Below are 15,137 nucleotides of genomic sequence, written 5' to 3' on the forward strand. Positions count from 1 at the left end.
TTACACGACTCTCATTGATGTCTTGAGCCTGTTCAGCCTTCCGGCATCTGCAGCCAGGTTTCATGCAGATGTCGCCATTCGACGCCGTTGGGCGCCGATGAACTGGTGGTGAAAACGGCACTCGAGCGGCGGCGGCTATGTTTGCCGGCGCGCTGCTGCGCTTCGATGTAGCTGACGACGATCGTGTCGCCTTGTTGCCAGCCGGCCCGGATTTCCTCGATCGAGATGGTGAAATCGCCGTCACAAGTGGCGCGGCTTGCCCTGACATGGTCGAGCACCGCGTCACGATCGAGGACCTGGCCATCCGGCACAACCATGCAGAAGCCTTCGCCCATGACGCGTTCGAAGCGCCTGAAATCTGAATTGTCCGCACTCGCCGCATTGAACCAGTCGACGAAGAAGCGGTGGAGATCGACCACCTCGGCGCTGGCGCGGGAAAGCAAGGAGGGCTTTTCGTCCATGGCCGCGTTCATTTCCTGCCTGCATTCAAATTGTAATGCATGATCGAGCCGTGGCGGCCGTGACGGTCGCGTTCCAATGTGTAGACGTCGCCCAGCGGCCCACGGCTTTGCGCGATCACGGCAGCGATCCTCGCCCGGTCGTCGGCATCGAGCGCGACGTCCATGATTCTGGCATTGGCAAGGGCGTGCGCCTGGTTGCGGGCGCCGACGATGACGGCCGCCACTTGCGGCTGCTCCAGCACCCAGGCGCTGGCGATGGTGGCGATATCGACGCCGTGGCGGTCGGCGACGGCCTTCAGTGTGCGAAGCAACTCCTGGAAAAGCTCCCAGCCACCAAAGTCGTCAATGATCAGCTTGTATTTGACCAGCGATCGGTTTTCGAGCGGCGTCTGCGGCTCGGCAGCGCCAAGCCATTTTTCGCTGAGGAAGCCGCCCGCCACCGAACCGTAGCAGAGGAAACTCACGCCGTGCCGGCTGGCGAGCGCTGCAAGGCTGTTGGCTGGCCGCTGGTCGAGCACCGAGTATTGCAATTGCTGGCTGACCAGCGGCACACCGGCGGCCAGGATCTCGGCCAACCGCGGCGTGTCGAAGTTCGTGGTGCCGATGTTGCGCACCTTGCCTTCCCTGCGGATTTCGTTGAGCCAGCCCATCGCTTCGACGTAGCCGGGCAGCGCATAGTCCCACCAGTGGAACTGCACGAGATCGAGCCGCTCGGTCTTCAGCCGCCGCAGCGATTGCTCGACGATGCCTCTGATGTAGTCGCGACTGATATTGGAAAGCCTTTCCAGGTCAGGCACCAGCTTGGTGTGCACCTTCATTTTGGTGGCAGCGTCGAGGCCACGCTCATTGGCAAGGCGCAGGCGCGCCGCGCCGATCAGCTCTTCGACACCGGTATAGATATCGGCGCAATCATAGGTCCTGATGCCGGCGTCGAAGGTGGCGATCAGGTCAGCTACCGCCTGTTGGCGGTCGATCGCGCCGTGCCCGCCGGCAAGCTGCCAGCCGCCGCGAATAACGCACGAGATCGTATAGCCGGGGCTGAGCTCGAAAGCCTTGGCGGTCATCTCCGGTCATTCTCCTTCGGCAGCGGCACCGCCGTCGTTTCGGCATGGCTGAACCGCCGCTTGCCGGTCCTGACGATCCGGAGCCGGCTGGCACAATTGGGATCCGGACAAGCGATCTCGGCGTCCGACGTCATCCAGTCGTTCCTGTGGGTCGGGCGCTGCTTTGCGGCCAGAAGCGGCAACACTGCCGCAATGGAATAGATCGAGAAACCTTGCCCCGCCGGCATCGACAGCATCTCGCCCTTCAACTCGAAATAGTCGCCGGGCTTGGCGCCGCAATAGATCGGCTTGCCCTCGGGGATAACCGCCTCGACGCGAAGGTCGAAGAGTTCGAAACTGTCGTCGGTCTCAGCCATTCAGATCTCCACCCGGGTGAAGGTGATGTCGCAGGCACCGTTGCGGCGGATGACGCCACAAGCGGCTGCGAATTTATCGCGATCCTCAGGCACCACCTGCGCGACGACGCTTCCGGCAAGCCAGCCGATCGGGAACAGCAGGCGTGCACCCGCTCCGTAGAACAGGCCGACGTCAAAGATGGCATTCGGGTTGCCGCCCCACATGCGCGGCGGCACGTAGGACAGCACGATGTCGCCCGGCTGCGGCGTCAGCGTTGCGTTCTCCGCCGGCAAGGGCCTGGCATAGGTTTGGCCCTTAAGTTCGGCTGATGGAACCGGGCAGGAGATTTCCGGCCCCGTCCACATAGCATGGATGCCGGAAACGACGCGCGGCTGCTCGAGATACGCCAGCAGGAAGGCGGCGTTGTCGGGCGCCTTTTCAGGCAACAGCAGCGCGGTCACGGAAAGCTTCGAGCGTGGCTCGGTGATGCTGATGCCAGGCGCCGTCATGCCCTCAATCCTTCCTTGCTTGTGGATTGGAGCTTGTCGCGCAGAAAGGCGAAGGGCCGGCTGATATCGGCCACCAGCGCCTCGCGCGCCGCTTGCGCATCCTGCCTCGCAAGCGCTGCGACGATGCTGCGGTGGTAGTGGGCCGTATCGACCTCGCCGGCGTCGGAGAAGGCGTAGATGGCAACGCGGATGCAAGGCCCGGATTGCAACCACAGGCTCTCGATCATCGGGATCAGCACGGCGGAACCGCAGCAACGGTAGATCTCGAAGTGGAAGCTCTGGTTGAGCGTGGCCTCGCGGTCGATATCCTTCTTGTGCTTCAGCGCCCGCATCTCGTCCCATTCGCCGAGCATGGCCTCGACCGAAGCAATCTGGCGCGGGTTCATGCGCGTGGCGGCCAGGGCGATCGCTTCGCCCTCGATCAGGGAGCGGGCGCGCAAGAGGTCGTCGATGCGCTCCAGCGTGATCGGCGGCACGCGCACCGAGCGGTTAGGAAGCGCCTCCAGCGCCTTCTCGGTGATCAGCCGTCCGAGCGCCTCGCGCACCGGCATGGTGCTGGTGACCAGCGCGTCGGCCAGGCCGCGGATGGTCAGAACCTGGCTCGGCTCGAAAAGGCCGCCGATCAAGGCGCGGCGCAGCTCCGAATAGACGCGATCCTGCACGGTCTCGCGGCCGACCGGCGTAAGCTGGGCTGCGATCATCTCATTGTTCTTTTCGATGGCGGCCTTCTGCATAGGCAATCCCGGTCATGGCCGTTTTCGGCTTGCGGAAGAAATTAAAGCCGAATAGCGTGATCAAAGCAAGCGTGATCACAAATCAAATCATAGGCGACGAAGATCGCTTTTCGGCCAGAGGAATTGATGAGCGACACGACGGAACGGCAGGAGGAGATCCGTACGCCGGTCCTCACGGCCAGGAACGTCCTCAGACGCTTCGGCGGCCTGGTCGCGGTCAACAATGTCTCGTTTGACGTCCGGCCGGGCGAAATACTTGGCCTTATCGGCCCGAACGGCGCCGGCAAGACCACGATGTTCGACCTGCTCGCCGGCAGCATTCTGCCGACCAGCGGCGAAATCCTCCTCAACGGCGTATCGGTGTCGGGGGAAGCTGCCCATCGCCGCATTGGCCGCGGCCTTGGCCGCACGTTCCAGATCCCCCGGCCCTTGCCTAACCTGACGCTGATCGAAAACGTCATGCTGGCCGCGCAAGGGCAGGCCGGAGAAAAACTGCTCGCCAATTTCCTGACGCCCCGGCGGGTCGCTGCCGAAGAAAGGGCTGCCGAGACAAGAGCCGTCGAACTGCTCGAGCTCGTCACGATCGCTCACCTCGCGCACGAACCTGCGCGCGTGCTTTCAGGCGGCCAGCGCAAGCTGCTCGAGTTGGCCCGCGTGATGATGGCCGACCCGGCGATCATCCTGCTCGACGAGCCGGCGGCCGGGGTCAACGCAACCCTGCTCGAGATCATTATCGACCGCATCCGCGACATCAATGCGCGCGGCATCACCTTCCTGCTGATCGAGCACAATATCGACATGGTGACGCGGCTTTGCCACCGCGTGCTGGTCATGGCGAGCGGCCAGCTTCTGTGCGAAGGCACCCCGGAGGAGGTGGCGCGCGACCCGCGCGTCATCGAGGCCTACCTCGGAGGCACGGCATGAGCCAAAAGGTACTTGATGTCCGCGATCTCGAAGCCGGCTACGAGCCTGGCGTTCCGATCGTGCGCGGCGCTTCGATCACCGTCGACCAGGGCGAGATCGTCGTCGTTCTCGGTCCCAACGGCGCCGGCAAGTCGAGCCTTATCAAGGCCATCGCCGGCCTTGTCCCGATCACCGGCGGCACGGTGCTGCTGGACGGCAAGGATATCACGGCGTCGCCCGCTCACATCATGGTCCGCCTTGGCCTTGCCTTCGTGCCACAGACAGAGAACATCTTCCCGCTGATGTCGGTCGAGGACAATCTCAGGGTCGCCTGCGGCATCCTGAGGCCGCGCGAGGTCCCAGCCCGCATCGAGGAAATGTATGCGGCCTTTCCCGATCTCGCCCGTCAGCGCAGAACGGCCGCGGGCAATCTGTCGGGTGGACAGCGGCAGATGCTGGCCGTCGCCCGGGCGTTGATCGTCCATCCCAAGGTGCTGGTGCTCGACGAGCCGTCGGCCGGCCTGTCGCCGAAATTCGTGGCGATGGTGCTCGAGATGCTGGCCGGCATCCGAAAGTCCGGCGTCACCATCCTGCTGGTCGAACAGAACGCCAAGGCAGCGCTTGCCATTGGAGACCGCGCCTATGTGCTGGTCGAGGGCAAGGAGCGGCACCAGGGCGTCGCCTCCGAGCTCTGGAACGACCCGGTCGTCGCTGAACTCTATCTTGGCCAGCGCCGCCTCGACCTTGGACAAGGAAGCGCGGCATGAACCTGCAATTCGTCGTCGACGGACTGCTGGCAGGGTCGATGATCGGCCTCGGCGCCATCGGCGTGACACTCACCTATTCGATCCTGCGCTTCTCGAACTTCGCCCATGGCGACTTCATGGCCTGGGGCGCCTATGCGACGCTCGCCGTGGTTGGCGCCATTGGCGCGATTTTCGGCAAGATCGCGCCGATCGCGCCCCTCTCCTTCGGTTGGCCGCTGATCGTCGCGCTCATCATCGGCATGGCGGCCACCGGCCTGCTGGCGCTGGCGCTCGACATCGTGCTGTTCGCGCGGCTGCGGGCCAAGGGGCAGGCGATCATCGTGGTGATGGCGAGCTTCGGCGCCTCGATGGCGCTGAGAAGCCTGCTCGAATTCATCTTCACCTCGCGTCCGACCTATTTCAGCCGGGCGATCCAGATCGCGATGCCGATAGGCTTCGGCATCCGCATCACCCCGGACCAGATCGCGCTGCTGCTGCTGACCGCCGTGCTGGTGCTCGGCGTGCATCTCCTGATGACGCGCACCCAGACCGGCCGCTCGATGCAGGCATTGAGCCAGAACGCGGCACTTGCCCGCATCGTCGGCATCGACGTCGCCAGGGTGGTGCGCGTCACCTGGATCATCGGCGGCGCGCTGGCCTGCGTCGCCGGCGTCATGATCGGCATTCTCATCCAGATCCGCCCGTTCATGGGTTTCGAGATGCTGCTGCCGATGTTCGCGGCCGCCATCCTCGGCGGCATCGGCAGCGTGCCCGGCGCCGTTCTCGGCGGCCTGATCATCGGCATGGCCGAAGCGGCTGCCGTGCAATTGATCGGCGCCGAATGGCGGGCAGCCGTCTCCTTCATCATCCTGATGGCGGTGCTGTTCGTGCGGCCCATCGGCCTTTTCGGAGTGAGGGAACGCTGATGGATCTGCTCGGTTACGGCGCCTTCTTCCTGACCACCGCGCTGATCTTTTCGCTCATCACGCTCGGGCTCAATCTGCAATGGGGGCTGACCGGGCTTTTCAATGTCGGGGTCGCCGGCTTCGTTGCCATCGGCGCCTACACCTCGGCGCTGCTGACCACGCCCGACGATGCCGCGCGCCTGGGCGGCTTCGACCTGCCGATCCTTATCGGCTGGCTTGGCGCCATGCTGTTGGGCGGCGTCGCCGCTGCCATCACCGGCATTGCCACGCTACGTCTGAGATCGGACTATCTGGCGATCACTACTTTCGGCGTCGCCGTCGTCGTGCAACTGGTAGCGCTCAATGCCCAGAAGCTGACCGGCGGGCCGTTCGGCATCGGCTTCATTCCGCGTCCGTTCGGCGGTCTTGCCGAAACGCCGTTGCTGTTCAACCTTTCGAACCTTGCGATCGTCTCGGTGGTGACGCTGATCGTCTATCTCGCGCTGGAGCATCTGTCGCGCAGCCCATGGGGGCGCGTGTTGAAGGCGCTTCGCGAGGATGAGCGGGCCGCGATATCCCTAGGTAAAAGCGCGCGGTTCTACCGCGTCCAGGCCTTTGCCGTCGGCGGCGCCATCATGGCTCTTGCCGGTGCGCTGCAGGCGCATTTCACCGGCTTCATCGCGCCGGACAATTATTTGCCGGCGCTGACTTTCCAGGTCTGGGTGATGCTGATCGTCGGTGGCTCCGGCAGCAACATCGGCGCCGTCACCGGCAGCATCCTGGTCTGGGCGATATGGGCCGGATCAGGAGCCTTGACCAGTATGTTGTTCTCGCCCGAACAACAGGCCCGCGCCGCCTCGCTGCAGATCGTCGCCATCGGCGTGATGCTGTGCGTCATCCTTCTGGTCAGGCCGAACGGCCTGTTTGGCGACAAGCCGCGGCGTGCAAGGTTCGGCAAGGGCACGAAAGCGGCTCCGGACGAGAGCGCCGCAAGGCCATGAGCAGCGTTGCCGCGTCTCCCGGCGTTTCCCTTTGGCATGCCGTCAGCCGCAGTCGCCGCGACCGGCCCACCCTCGAAGGCGCACTCGATGTCGATCTGGCAATTGTCGGCGGCGGGTTTTCAGGCCTTTCCACCGCGCTGCACAGTGCCGAGAAAGGCATCTCGGTTGCCGTCCTCGAGGCGGAAATCATCGCCTGGGGGGCAACCGGCAGGAATGCCGGCTTCGTCGTGCCGAATTTCGCGAAAAGAGACCCCGACGATATCATTGCCCAGCTCGGGCCCGAACGCGGCGAACGCCTTGTCGATTTCGCCGCCGGCAGCGCCGACCTCGTCTTCGACCTGATCAGGCGGCATGCCATCGAATGCGATGCCGTCCAGAGCGGCTGGATACAACCAGCCCATTCACCGGCCGCTTTGCAAAAGACCAGATCGCGCGCCGAACAATGGGCACCACGCGGAAGGCCGGCTGTTGCACTGGATAGACAGGCGGTCGAAGAGCTGACCGGCGTTCGCGGTTATCTCGGCGGCTGGATCGACAGATCGGGTGGCGTCCTCAATCCGGTCGAATATGCGCGCGGATTGGCCGACGCGGCGGAAAAGGCCGGAGCGCGCATCTTCGAGCATACGCGTGTCGCGTCGATCGATCACATAGGCGATGGTTGGGCTTTGAAGACGCCCTCCGGTTCGGTACGCGCAGGAAAGGTGCTGGTCGCCACCAACGCCTATGGCGGAGCGCTGGATCGCGCGTTGCAGCGAACCTATTTCCCGCTGAAAATCTTCCAGATCGCGACAGCGCCGCTGCCGCGCGAAATACGCACTCGCCTGCTTCCTGGCGGGCAAGGCGTCGGCGACACAAGACGCAATCTCTTCACCTTCCGCTTCGACGGCGAAAACAGGCTGATCACCGGCGGCATGCATGTTTTTGGCCCCGGTGCCGACACGCGGGTGCCGCGGGCGATCTGGCGGCGGCTTGCCGGGCATCTCGATCTCCCGGACATCCCGCCGCTTGAATACAGCTGGTCGGGGATGGCTGCCGTCGAGCCCGACTTCCTGCCGCACCTCGTCGATCTCGGCCTCGGCCTGATCGCGGGCTTTGCCTGCAACGGGCGCGGCATCGCCATGACCACGAGCATGGGCAAGGTGCTTGCGGATTGGGCTGATGGAACAAAGCCTCAGGATTTGCCGCTGCCGTTTGCGCCGCCGTCGCCGATCCCGTTCCATAGCCTGATGCGGCATGCACCAAACATGGTGCTCCCCTGGAGCATGCTGCGCGACCGGCTGGATGGCTGATCGACGTGCGTCTCCGTCCGCCGTCCTGATACCGAACCGCTAGACTCGCTCAAATCATGTTGTTAACGACAGCGGATGAAGCAGAACTATCTTTATCTCATCATCGGCGCTTTGGCCGTCGCCGTTATTGCGTTGGGGATTTACGTTTATCGCGTGGAGACTAGGCCGAAAGGCGTGGAACTTCGCATCGACGATTCCGGCATTTCAGTTCAGGAAAAATAGACGCGTAGTCCTGTTGCCCGACTTTGCACTGGACGTCGGCTTGTACCGCCTCACCCCAACTCCAAAGTCGTTATCGCAAAAACTCCGGACTGCATGAGCTGCGGCGCCTTTCCCTTGTACATCCGAGCCGTCTCGAAGCCCGGTTGAAGGCCTGCGGACGACAGCAAGTCTGCAAATTGCCGGCTGGTTTCGGGAACGTCGAGATGGACGTTTCCGGGACCGGACATGTGCGCGAGCGCGGCGAAGAGATGGCTTGCCGCGTCCAGGCTGTCGGCAAAGAGCGGGCCGATCTTGCAGCCGTCCCGGCATTGGCGCGCGACGCCGTATCCCGCAATGGCGCCCCCCTTGAGGATCGCAAGCGCCATATGCGGCGGGCGCAGCCAGTGTTCCAGGAAGGATCGCCTCGGGCCGGGAAAGAAGCGGCGGTCATAGTCCAGTATGTCCGGCACGAGTTCCGGCCCTATGGCGCGAATGTCGTTGCCGACGGCTGCCGGGACATTCGGTGACCCCATGAACCGGATCGTCCGGTAGGCCGGTGCAAAACCCATGCTGCGGTAGTTGGCCTGCTGTTCGACGACACCGTCGAGGCCGATCGTGCGCTTGCCGAGCCGCGCCGTGCCGGCATCCCAAACGACCTTGCCATGGCCTTGGCCACGCTTGTCCGGCCGGCAGATGTAGAGGCCGATGAAGCCGAAACCGTCGCCATAGGCAACGGCCGAAATGCCCGCCGCCATCTCGCCATCGATAAAGGCGCCGATGAAGCCCTGCGGGTCGGCTGCCTGAAACAGCCCGGCATCGTTAAGGCCGGGATTCCAGCCTTCCGCCGCCGCCCAATCGACAAGGGTTTGCACTTCTTCACGTGCGAGCGTTCGGATCGTTCGGGGCATTGCGATCACTCGGCGGCGCCAGGCGCGAAGGATTTCAACGCGCCATGATAGGACTTTGCCAACGGGCTTGCATAGGCGCCGCGCTTGGATGTCGTCAGGCCAAGGGCGATCAATGCCTCGGCCTGTTTCACGGCAGCGCCCACGCCGTCGATGACCGGAAGCCCGAATTCCCGCTGCAGCGCCGCCGCCAGATCGGCCATGCCGGCACAGCCGAGCACGATCGCCTCGGCGCGATCCTCGTCGATGGCGCGCGCAATCTCGTTGCGCAGCCTGAGCAGTGCGTCGGACGCCGGATCTTCGAGGGCAAGAACCGGGATGTCGGCGGCGCGCACACGCGCGCGCCCTGCCATGCCATAGCGCTGCACCAACCCTTCGACCGGCACGCGCGAACGTCCGGTGGTGGTGACGACGGTGAAGCGCTGGGCGATGAACGAGGCCGTGCTGAGCGATGCCTCGCAAATGCCGATGACCGGAATGTTGGCCATGGCGCGCGCGGCATCGAGGCCGGTGTCGTCGAAACAGGCAATGATCGCGGCTTGCGCGCCCGAGCGTTCGCCGGCGGCGATCTCGACCAGCAGGCCGGGCACGGCAAGTGCTTCATCGTAATAGCCTTCGATCGATACAGGTCCCATCGACGAGGTGACGGCAACGATCTTCGTCGATTGAGCAGCGACCGATCGGGCGGCGACCGCGATAGTATCGGTCATGCTGGCGGTGGTGTTTGGATTGACGACGAGGATCTGCACTGTCAGGCACGCTCGCGGCGGCGGCCGACATAGACGATTGCGCCGAGCGTCAGCAGGATCACCAGGAAGGAAAACACGGTCGTCACGGTGCCCAGCGCATAGAGCACCGGCGTCGTGACATTCGTCGTCATGCCGTAGATTTCGAGCGGCAACGTGTTGAACGTGCCCGAGGTCATCAGCGTGCGGGCGAACTCGTCATATGACAGAGTGAAGCCGAACAGGCCGACGCCGATCAGGCTGGGCGCGATCATCGGCAGCACGACATGGGCAAAGGTCTGCCACGACGATGCTCCGAGATCGCGCGCGGCTTCCTCATAGGCTGGCGAGAACCGGTTGAAGACAGCAAACATGATCAGCACGCCGAAAGGCAAGGTCCAGGTCAGATGGGCGCCGAAAGCGGAGGTGTACCAGGCGGGGCGGAAGCCGATCTGCTGGAAGACGACGCCGATGCCGAGACTGATGATGATCGACGGCACGACCAGGCTGGCGACGGCCAGATAGAACAGTGCGGTTGCGCCGCGAAATTTCTGCCGGAAGGCCAGGCCGGCGAGCAGCGACACGGCGACAGTGACGACCATCACCATCAGGCCAAGGACGAGCGAGCGTTTGAAGCTGCTGCCGAAGTCGCCGACCGCCTGGCGCTCGAACAAATTGGCGAACCAGTGCAGCGACACGCCGTTCAGCGGAAATGTCAGACCGCCGTTCTCGCCCTGGAAAGAGAGGATCAGGATCGCCGAAAGCGGGCCGTAGAGGAACAACACGAAAAGACCGAAGAACGCCGCCAACACATAGAATTCGAGGGTGCGCTTGTCCTGGCTCATCGCCTCACAGCTCCTTGCGGATGTCGACGATGCGCAGGATGCCCGCGACCATCAGCAGCACCAGCACCAAGAGCACGACGGCGTTGGCGGCGGCTGCCGGATATTGCAGCAGCGACATCTGGTTCTTCATCATCAGCGCGACGGAGGCGCTCTGCCCGCCGGACATCACCTGCACCGTCGAGAAGTCGGCCATCACCAGGGTGACGACGAAAATGGTGCCGATCGCCATGCCGGGCTTGGCGAGCGGAATGACGACGTTCCACAGAACCTGCCAGCCGGAAGCGCCGGCGTCGCGCGCGGCTTCTATCAATGACTTGTCGATGCGCATCAGCGTGTTGAAGATCGGCGTCACCATGAACAGCGTATAGAGATGCACCATGGCCAGCACCACGGCGAATTCGGAATAGAGCAGCCATTCGATCGGCTTCGGGATCAGCCCCATTTGCACCAGCGTCGAGTTGACCAGGCCATTGCGGCCAAGCACCGGAATCCACGAGATCATGCGGATGATGTTGGAGGTCAGGAACGGCACCGTGCAGACAAGGAACAGCACCATCTGCATGGCCGTGGTCCTGATATGGAAGGCAAGGAAATAGGCGACCCAGAAACCGATGAACAGCGTCAGCGCCCAGACGATGGCGGCGTATTTCAGCGTATTCAGGTAGGTTTTCCAGGTGACCCAGGAGCCGAGCGTGTCGGAATAATTGGTGGTCAGGAAATCCGGATACATCGCTGCGAAATCGTAATCCCAGAATGAGACCACGGCGATCATCAGAATTGGCAGCAGGAGGAACGCGCCGAGGATCAGGGCAAGTGGTGTTGCCTGGAGATAGGGGACGAGGGCGCCGATCGAGAGCCGGCGGCGTCTGGCGGGTTTGGCGGCGGCGGTGGCGGGGCGTTCGAGCGCGGCTGTCATGAACATCTCGGTATAAGTCAGCGATGCGGCGAAGCCGCCTTTCCTTCTCCCCCTTGTGGGAGAAGGTGGCCGAGCGAAGCTCGGTCGGATGAGGGGTGTTCCAGCTTGGCACCAACAGCGCTCCGGCCGGCACCCCTCAACCGTCTTGGCGCTGCGCGCCAATCCACCTTCTCCCACAAGGGGAGAAGGGGAAGACGTTGTACCTACGCAGCGATGAACTCGTTCCAGCGCTTCACCATGTAGCGGTCTTCGTCCATGACCGAGTTCCAGCAGGCGACCTTGCCCATGCGCTCTTCGAAAGAGCCGCCGTCACGCACGGCGCCAGCCTTTTCCATGACCTTGCCGTCCGGCGACAGGATATCGCCCTTTGCCGGCTTGCCTTCGATCCAGTAGCCCCACTCGTCCTCGGACATGAACTTCTTGGCCGACACCATGTTGGCCGAGTAATAGCCCTGGCGGTTGAGATAGCCGCCAACCCAGCCGGACGTGTACCAGTTGATGTATTCATAGGCGGCATCGAGTTCGGCGCCGGAGAGATGGGCTGCCAGGCCAAGCCCGCCACCCCAGGACCGGTAGCCTTCCTTGAGCGGCTGGAACCGGCACGCGATGCCCTTGGAGCGGACCGCGGCCACGGCCGGCGACCACATTGACTGGATCACCACTTCGCCTGAAGCCATCAGGTTGACGCTCTCGTCGAAGGATTTCCAGAAGGCGCGGAACTGGCCGGCTTGCTTGGCCTTGATCAGGAAGTCGATCGTCTTGTCGATCTCCTCCTTGGTCATGTTGCCCTTGTCGGCGTATTTGATGTTGCCGGTGGCTTCCATGATCATCGCCGCATCCATGATGCCGATCGACGGGATGTTGAGGATGGCGGTCTTGCCCTTGAAGGCCGGATCCATGATGTCGGCCCAGGTGGTGATATCGCGGCCGACGAGGTCGGGGCGGATGCCGAGCGTATCGGCATTGTAGATCGTCGGCACCATGGTGAACCAGTTGGTCGGCGCCTTGGCGAAGACCTTGCTGTCCTGCGCCTCGACGTAACCGACCGTGTGCGGCGCGGTGCCCTGGGCGATAACGCTGTCCGGCGCCAGCTTGCCGGTTTTGAACAGCGGCACCAGCTCGTCGTAATATTTCAGCTTGGTGACATCCATCGGCTGCAGGACGCCTGTCGGGAACACCTTCTTGCAGATCCAGTATTCGATGTCGGCGATGTCGTAGCTGTCGGGCTGCGTCACGGCGCGCTGTGCGGCGGCGTCGGAATCGGTTGCTGTCATCTCCAGCGTGATGCCGAGATCGGCCTTGCACTTGTCGGCGATGGCATTGAGGTTGGATACGCCGGTGCCGAACTGGCGCAGCGTGATGTTCGATTGCGCCCAGATGGTCGGAAAGCCAGATATGGCGCCGGAACCGGCGGCGAAACCGACGGCGGCGGCACCTGTCTTGAGCAGCGAACGTCGCGATATTCCAGTCTTCTTGTCGGTGGTGTTGGTCATGTTCAGTTCCCCTGTTTTGATTGGTTATGCTGGATTTCAGGAATCGAGACGACCAAGGACGATCGCGTCCTCGGCGTCCCAGGCGATCGGCACTGCGTCGCCGACGGCAACCGGGCTGGCGAAGAAGCTGGTGTCGTCGACGATTACGGTGAAATCCTCGATGCCGGCGCCATTGACCGAGAGCTTCACGGTCGAACCGCGGTACTCGACGTTTGAAACGATGCCGGTGAAGCCGAGCCCGGCTGCCGGCGGCTCGCCGATGCGCACGTGGTCGGTGCGAATGGCGATGTCGATGGGTTCCCCGGTCTCCCTGCCCTGCCCGCTGGCCGCGAGCGTGACGCCGCCGGGCACATCGAAAACGACCATGCCGTCGCGACTGCCGGCGACGCGCCCGGAGATGACATTGTGGTCGCCCATGAAACGAGCGACGAAGGCCGTGGCCGGCCGCTCGAACACCGTGCGAGGGTGCGCCGCCTGCTCGATACGGCCATCGTTCATCACCACGATCAGGTCGGCCAGCGCCATCGCCTCTTCCTGGCTGTGGGTGACGTGGACGAAAGTGATGCCGAGCGACGTCTGCAGCTTCTTCAGTTCGGCTCGCATGCGGATCTTCAGGAAAGGATCGAGCGCCGAAAGCGGTTCGTCGAGCAACAGCGCCTCGGGATCGGTGATCAATGCGCGCGCAAGAGCAACGCGCTGCTGCTGCCCGCCGGAAAGCTGCGCCGGGCGGCGGCTGGCATAGGCCTCCATCTGCATCAGCTTCAGCATGTCGAGTGCCTTGGCGCGGCGCTCCTCCTTGCCGACGCCTTTCATCTTCAGGCTGAAGGCGACATTGTCGATCAGGTCGAGATGCGGAAACAGTGCGTAGGACTGGAACATCATGGCAGTGCCGCGCCTGGCCGGCGGCAGGTCGGTGACCACTGTGTTGCCGAGACGCACGTCGCCACTCGATATGCTCTCGTGCCCGGCGATCATGCGCAGCGTCGAGGTCTTGCCACAGCCGGACGGACCGAGCAGGCAGCAATAGGTTCCCGCAGGGATTTTCAGGCTGATGCCTTCGACGGCAGTCGTCGCGCCATAGACTTTCGAAACGGACACAATGTCGATTTCGGCGGCTTTGGACATCCAGCTTCCCCTTTGGTCGGATTAGCCAAAGCATCATGCGTGCCAGTTGCGCGCCGCCGCACCAACCGACTGAATCCTCGAAGAAATCAGGGCCGCCTCTATATAGCTGCCGATACGTCGCCCTTGTGCAATGCACAAATTATAGGCGATTGCCGCCGATCTTCGCAAAGATCGTATGCAATCTTTTTCATCTCTGTATTCACTTTGTCTCTCGTCCAAGCGATGCGATTCAGGGTAGAAGAACGCAGGACCACTGCTATGAACATTGCCGACCAGACCTTCCCTGCTATCGAGGCCGCCAACGAGGATCGCGCGCAGGCGATTCGCGACCAGTTGCGCGACGCGATCGTCGATCGCCGGCTGGCGCCGGGAACAAAGCTTTCCGAAGGCGAAGTCGGCACGCTGTTCGATGTCAGCCGCACCGTGGCGCGTGCCGCACTGCAGATGCTTTCCTTCGAGGGATTGGTGCGCACCGAGCGCAATCGCGGCGCCTTCGTCGCCAATCCGTCGCCGGAGGAAGCGCGGCAGGTTTTTGCTTCGCGCCGGCTCATCGAACCAGGCATCGCGATTGCCGCCGCCGGACGGATGACGCCGGCGCATGTCGCCGCGTTCAAGGCCCAGCTCGACGAAGAAGGCCGTTTCATCGCCGAACGCGGACCGAACGCAAGGCGATCGGAAATCAAGGCGTCGGGGGATTTTCACCTGCTTCTGGCGTCGGTCGCGGGAAACGTCATCCTGCAGCGCTTCATGGAGGAATTGGTCGCTCGTTCATCGCTGGTGATCGCACTCTATGGCCGCTCGGGCATCTCGAGCTGCGGCCACAACGAACACACGCAGATCCTCGAGGCGCTGGAAAATGGCAATGCCGAACGCGCCAGCGCGCTGATGCTGCACCACATCGACCATATCGAGGCCGACCTCGATCTGCGCGTCAGGAGCGGCCCGGCACTCAGGCAGGCGCTCGAGTTCTGAGATCGCG

General features: G+C 63.3%; 18 protein-coding genes. 7 read left to right on the top strand and 11 right to left on the bottom strand.

Translation table 11 applies throughout. The features are described from left to right. Window positions 1-32: 32 nt before the first annotated feature. From NKJ28_RS05630 to NKJ28_RS05650, 5 genes are read right to left on the bottom strand one after another with little or no spacing between them, the layout of a single operon-like run. Window positions 33-461 carry a DUF4440 domain-containing protein gene (locus NKJ28_RS05630; RefSeq protein WP_352615013.1) on the bottom strand — a complete coding sequence of 143 codons (429 nt, stop codon included), beginning with the start codon at window positions 459-461 and terminating at the stop codon, window positions 33-35. An 8-nt stretch (window positions 462-469) separates the two neighbouring features. Continuing rightward, entirely contained in the window at window positions 470-1,525 is a 1,056-nt protein-coding gene (locus tag NKJ28_RS05635) for an aldo/keto reductase (RefSeq protein WP_352634454.1), read from the bottom strand. After that, on the bottom strand, window positions 1,522-1,881 hold the full coding sequence (locus NKJ28_RS05640) for a TIGR04076 family protein (RefSeq protein WP_352472221.1): 360 nt from the start codon (window positions 1,879-1,881) through the stop codon (window positions 1,522-1,524). Before NKJ28_RS05640 ends, NKJ28_RS05635 begins: the two co-directional genes overlap by 4 nt. Continuing rightward, window positions 1,882-2,370, bottom strand: coding sequence for a DUF3830 family protein (locus NKJ28_RS05645; protein WP_352634456.1), 489 nt, complete (start codon window positions 2,368-2,370; stop codon window positions 1,882-1,884). Beyond that, window positions 2,367-3,104 carry a GntR family transcriptional regulator gene (locus NKJ28_RS05650; RefSeq protein WP_352634458.1) on the bottom strand — a complete coding sequence of 246 codons (738 nt, stop codon included), beginning with the start codon at window positions 3,102-3,104 and terminating at the stop codon, window positions 2,367-2,369. Before NKJ28_RS05650 ends, NKJ28_RS05645 begins: the two co-directional genes overlap by 4 nt. Before the next feature lie 126 nt (window positions 3,105-3,230). On the opposite strand from NKJ28_RS05650, the gene NKJ28_RS05655 reads away from it, so the two are divergent. The 6 genes from NKJ28_RS05655 to NKJ28_RS05680 all read left to right on the top strand — a co-directional run bounded on the left by NKJ28_RS05655 (window position 3,231) and on the right by NKJ28_RS05680 (window position 8,170). Then, on the top strand, window positions 3,231-4,028 hold the full coding sequence (locus NKJ28_RS05655; protein WP_352455272.1) for an ABC transporter ATP-binding protein: 798 nt from the start codon (window positions 3,231-3,233) through the stop codon (window positions 4,026-4,028). Further along, window positions 4,025-4,774 (top strand): ABC transporter ATP-binding protein, encoded by a 750-nt coding sequence (locus NKJ28_RS05660; RefSeq protein WP_352634460.1) that lies wholly within the window; start codon window positions 4,025-4,027, stop codon window positions 4,772-4,774. The genes NKJ28_RS05655 and NKJ28_RS05660 overlap by 4 nt, the downstream gene beginning before the upstream one ends. Next, complete coding sequence (locus NKJ28_RS05665) at window positions 4,771-5,679, top strand: branched-chain amino acid ABC transporter permease (protein ID WP_352634462.1); 909 nt, start codon at window positions 4,771-4,773, stop codon at window positions 5,677-5,679. Before NKJ28_RS05660 ends, NKJ28_RS05665 begins: the two co-directional genes overlap by 4 nt. Next, window positions 5,676-6,659 (top strand): branched-chain amino acid ABC transporter permease, encoded by a 984-nt coding sequence (locus tag NKJ28_RS05670; protein ID WP_352634730.1) that lies wholly within the window; start codon window positions 5,676-5,678, stop codon window positions 6,657-6,659. The genes NKJ28_RS05665 and NKJ28_RS05670 overlap by 4 nt, the downstream gene beginning before the upstream one ends. Then, window positions 6,656-7,948 (top strand): NAD(P)/FAD-dependent oxidoreductase, encoded by a 1,293-nt coding sequence (locus NKJ28_RS05675; protein WP_352634464.1) that lies wholly within the window; start codon window positions 6,656-6,658, stop codon window positions 7,946-7,948. Before NKJ28_RS05670 ends, NKJ28_RS05675 begins: the two co-directional genes overlap by 4 nt. A gap of 75 nt (window positions 7,949-8,023) precedes the next feature. Further along, window positions 8,024-8,170, top strand: coding sequence for a hypothetical protein (locus tag NKJ28_RS05680; RefSeq protein WP_352634466.1), 147 nt, complete (start codon window positions 8,024-8,026; stop codon window positions 8,168-8,170). A gap of 50 nt (window positions 8,171-8,220) precedes the next feature. Here NKJ28_RS05680 and NKJ28_RS05685 read toward each other — a convergent pair whose 3' ends face one another. The 6 genes from NKJ28_RS05685 to NKJ28_RS05710 form a co-directional block, all read right to left on the bottom strand. Next, window positions 8,221-9,057 carry a GNAT family N-acetyltransferase gene (locus tag NKJ28_RS05685; RefSeq protein WP_352634468.1) on the bottom strand — a complete coding sequence of 279 codons (837 nt, stop codon included), beginning with the start codon at window positions 9,055-9,057 and terminating at the stop codon, window positions 8,221-8,223. Window positions 9,058-9,062: 5 nt separating this feature from the next. Continuing rightward, a complete protein-coding gene (locus NKJ28_RS05690; RefSeq protein WP_023676071.1) occupies window positions 9,063-9,803 on the bottom strand; it encodes an aspartate/glutamate racemase family protein in 741 nt (246 codons plus the stop codon). Window positions 9,804-9,805: 2 nt separating this feature from the next. Further along, complete coding sequence (locus tag NKJ28_RS05695; RefSeq protein WP_352634470.1) at window positions 9,806-10,624, bottom strand: ABC transporter permease; 819 nt, start codon at window positions 10,622-10,624, stop codon at window positions 9,806-9,808. A gap of 4 nt (window positions 10,625-10,628) precedes the next feature. Then, a complete protein-coding gene (locus NKJ28_RS05700) occupies window positions 10,629-11,540 on the bottom strand; it encodes an ABC transporter permease (RefSeq protein ID WP_023676073.1) in 912 nt (303 codons plus the stop codon). Window positions 11,541-11,743: 203 nt separating this feature from the next. Further along, a complete protein-coding gene (locus NKJ28_RS05705; RefSeq protein ID WP_023676074.1) occupies window positions 11,744-13,033 on the bottom strand; it encodes an ABC transporter substrate-binding protein in 1,290 nt (429 codons plus the stop codon). Window positions 13,034-13,069: 36 nt separating this feature from the next. Beyond that, window positions 13,070-14,158 carry an ABC transporter ATP-binding protein gene (locus NKJ28_RS05710; protein ID WP_352569303.1) on the bottom strand — a complete coding sequence of 363 codons (1,089 nt, stop codon included), beginning with the start codon at window positions 14,156-14,158 and terminating at the stop codon, window positions 13,070-13,072. Between the two features lie 258 nt (window positions 14,159-14,416). On the opposite strand from NKJ28_RS05710, the gene NKJ28_RS05715 reads away from it, so the two are divergent. Continuing rightward, complete coding sequence (locus NKJ28_RS05715) at window positions 14,417-15,130, top strand: GntR family transcriptional regulator (RefSeq protein WP_023676076.1); 714 nt, start codon at window positions 14,417-14,419, stop codon at window positions 15,128-15,130. The last annotated feature ends 7 nt before the right edge of the window (window positions 15,131-15,137 follow it).

Source organism: Mesorhizobium sp. M0145 (genome assembly GCF_040322355.1).
Lineage (GTDB): Bacteria > Pseudomonadota > Alphaproteobacteria > Rhizobiales > Rhizobiaceae > Mesorhizobium.

Coding starts and splice junctions, on each gene's coding strand:
- NKJ28_RS05630 (WP_352615013.1), bottom strand. CDS start 461: ATGGACGAAAAGCCCTCCTTGCTTTCCCGCGCCAGCGCCGAGGTGGTC.
- NKJ28_RS05635 (WP_352634454.1), bottom strand. CDS start 1,525: ATGACCGCCAAGGCTTTCGAGCTCAGCCCCGGCTATACGATCTCGTGC.
- NKJ28_RS05640 (WP_352472221.1), bottom strand. CDS start 1,881: ATGGCTGAGACCGACGACAGTTTCGAACTCTTCGACCTTCGCGTCGAG.
- NKJ28_RS05645 (WP_352634456.1), bottom strand. CDS start 2,370: ATGACGGCGCCTGGCATCAGCATCACCGAGCCACGCTCGAAGCTTTCC.
- NKJ28_RS05650 (WP_352634458.1), bottom strand. CDS start 3,104: ATGCAGAAGGCCGCCATCGAAAAGAACAATGAGATGATCGCAGCCCAG.
- NKJ28_RS05655 (WP_352455272.1), top strand. CDS start 3,231: ATGAGCGACACGACGGAACGGCAGGAGGAGATCCGTACGCCGGTCCTC.
- NKJ28_RS05660 (WP_352634460.1), top strand. CDS start 4,025: ATGAGCCAAAAGGTACTTGATGTCCGCGATCTCGAAGCCGGCTACGAG.
- NKJ28_RS05665 (WP_352634462.1), top strand. CDS start 4,771: ATGAACCTGCAATTCGTCGTCGACGGACTGCTGGCAGGGTCGATGATC.
- NKJ28_RS05675 (WP_352634464.1), top strand. CDS start 6,656: ATGAGCAGCGTTGCCGCGTCTCCCGGCGTTTCCCTTTGGCATGCCGTC.
- NKJ28_RS05680 (WP_352634466.1), top strand. CDS start 8,024: ATGAAGCAGAACTATCTTTATCTCATCATCGGCGCTTTGGCCGTCGCC.
- NKJ28_RS05685 (WP_352634468.1), bottom strand. CDS start 9,057: ATGCCCCGAACGATCCGAACGCTCGCACGTGAAGAAGTGCAAACCCTT.
- NKJ28_RS05695 (WP_352634470.1), bottom strand. CDS start 10,624: ATGAGCCAGGACAAGCGCACCCTCGAATTCTATGTGTTGGCGGCGTTC.
- NKJ28_RS05700 (WP_023676073.1), bottom strand. CDS start 11,540: ATGACAGCCGCGCTCGAACGCCCCGCCACCGCCGCCGCCAAACCCGCC.
- NKJ28_RS05705 (WP_023676074.1), bottom strand. CDS start 13,033: ATGACCAACACCACCGACAAGAAGACTGGAATATCGCGACGTTCGCTG.
- NKJ28_RS05710 (WP_352569303.1), bottom strand. CDS start 14,158: ATGTCCAAAGCCGCCGAAATCGACATTGTGTCCGTTTCGAAAGTCTAT.
- NKJ28_RS05715 (WP_023676076.1), top strand. CDS start 14,417: ATGAACATTGCCGACCAGACCTTCCCTGCTATCGAGGCCGCCAACGAG.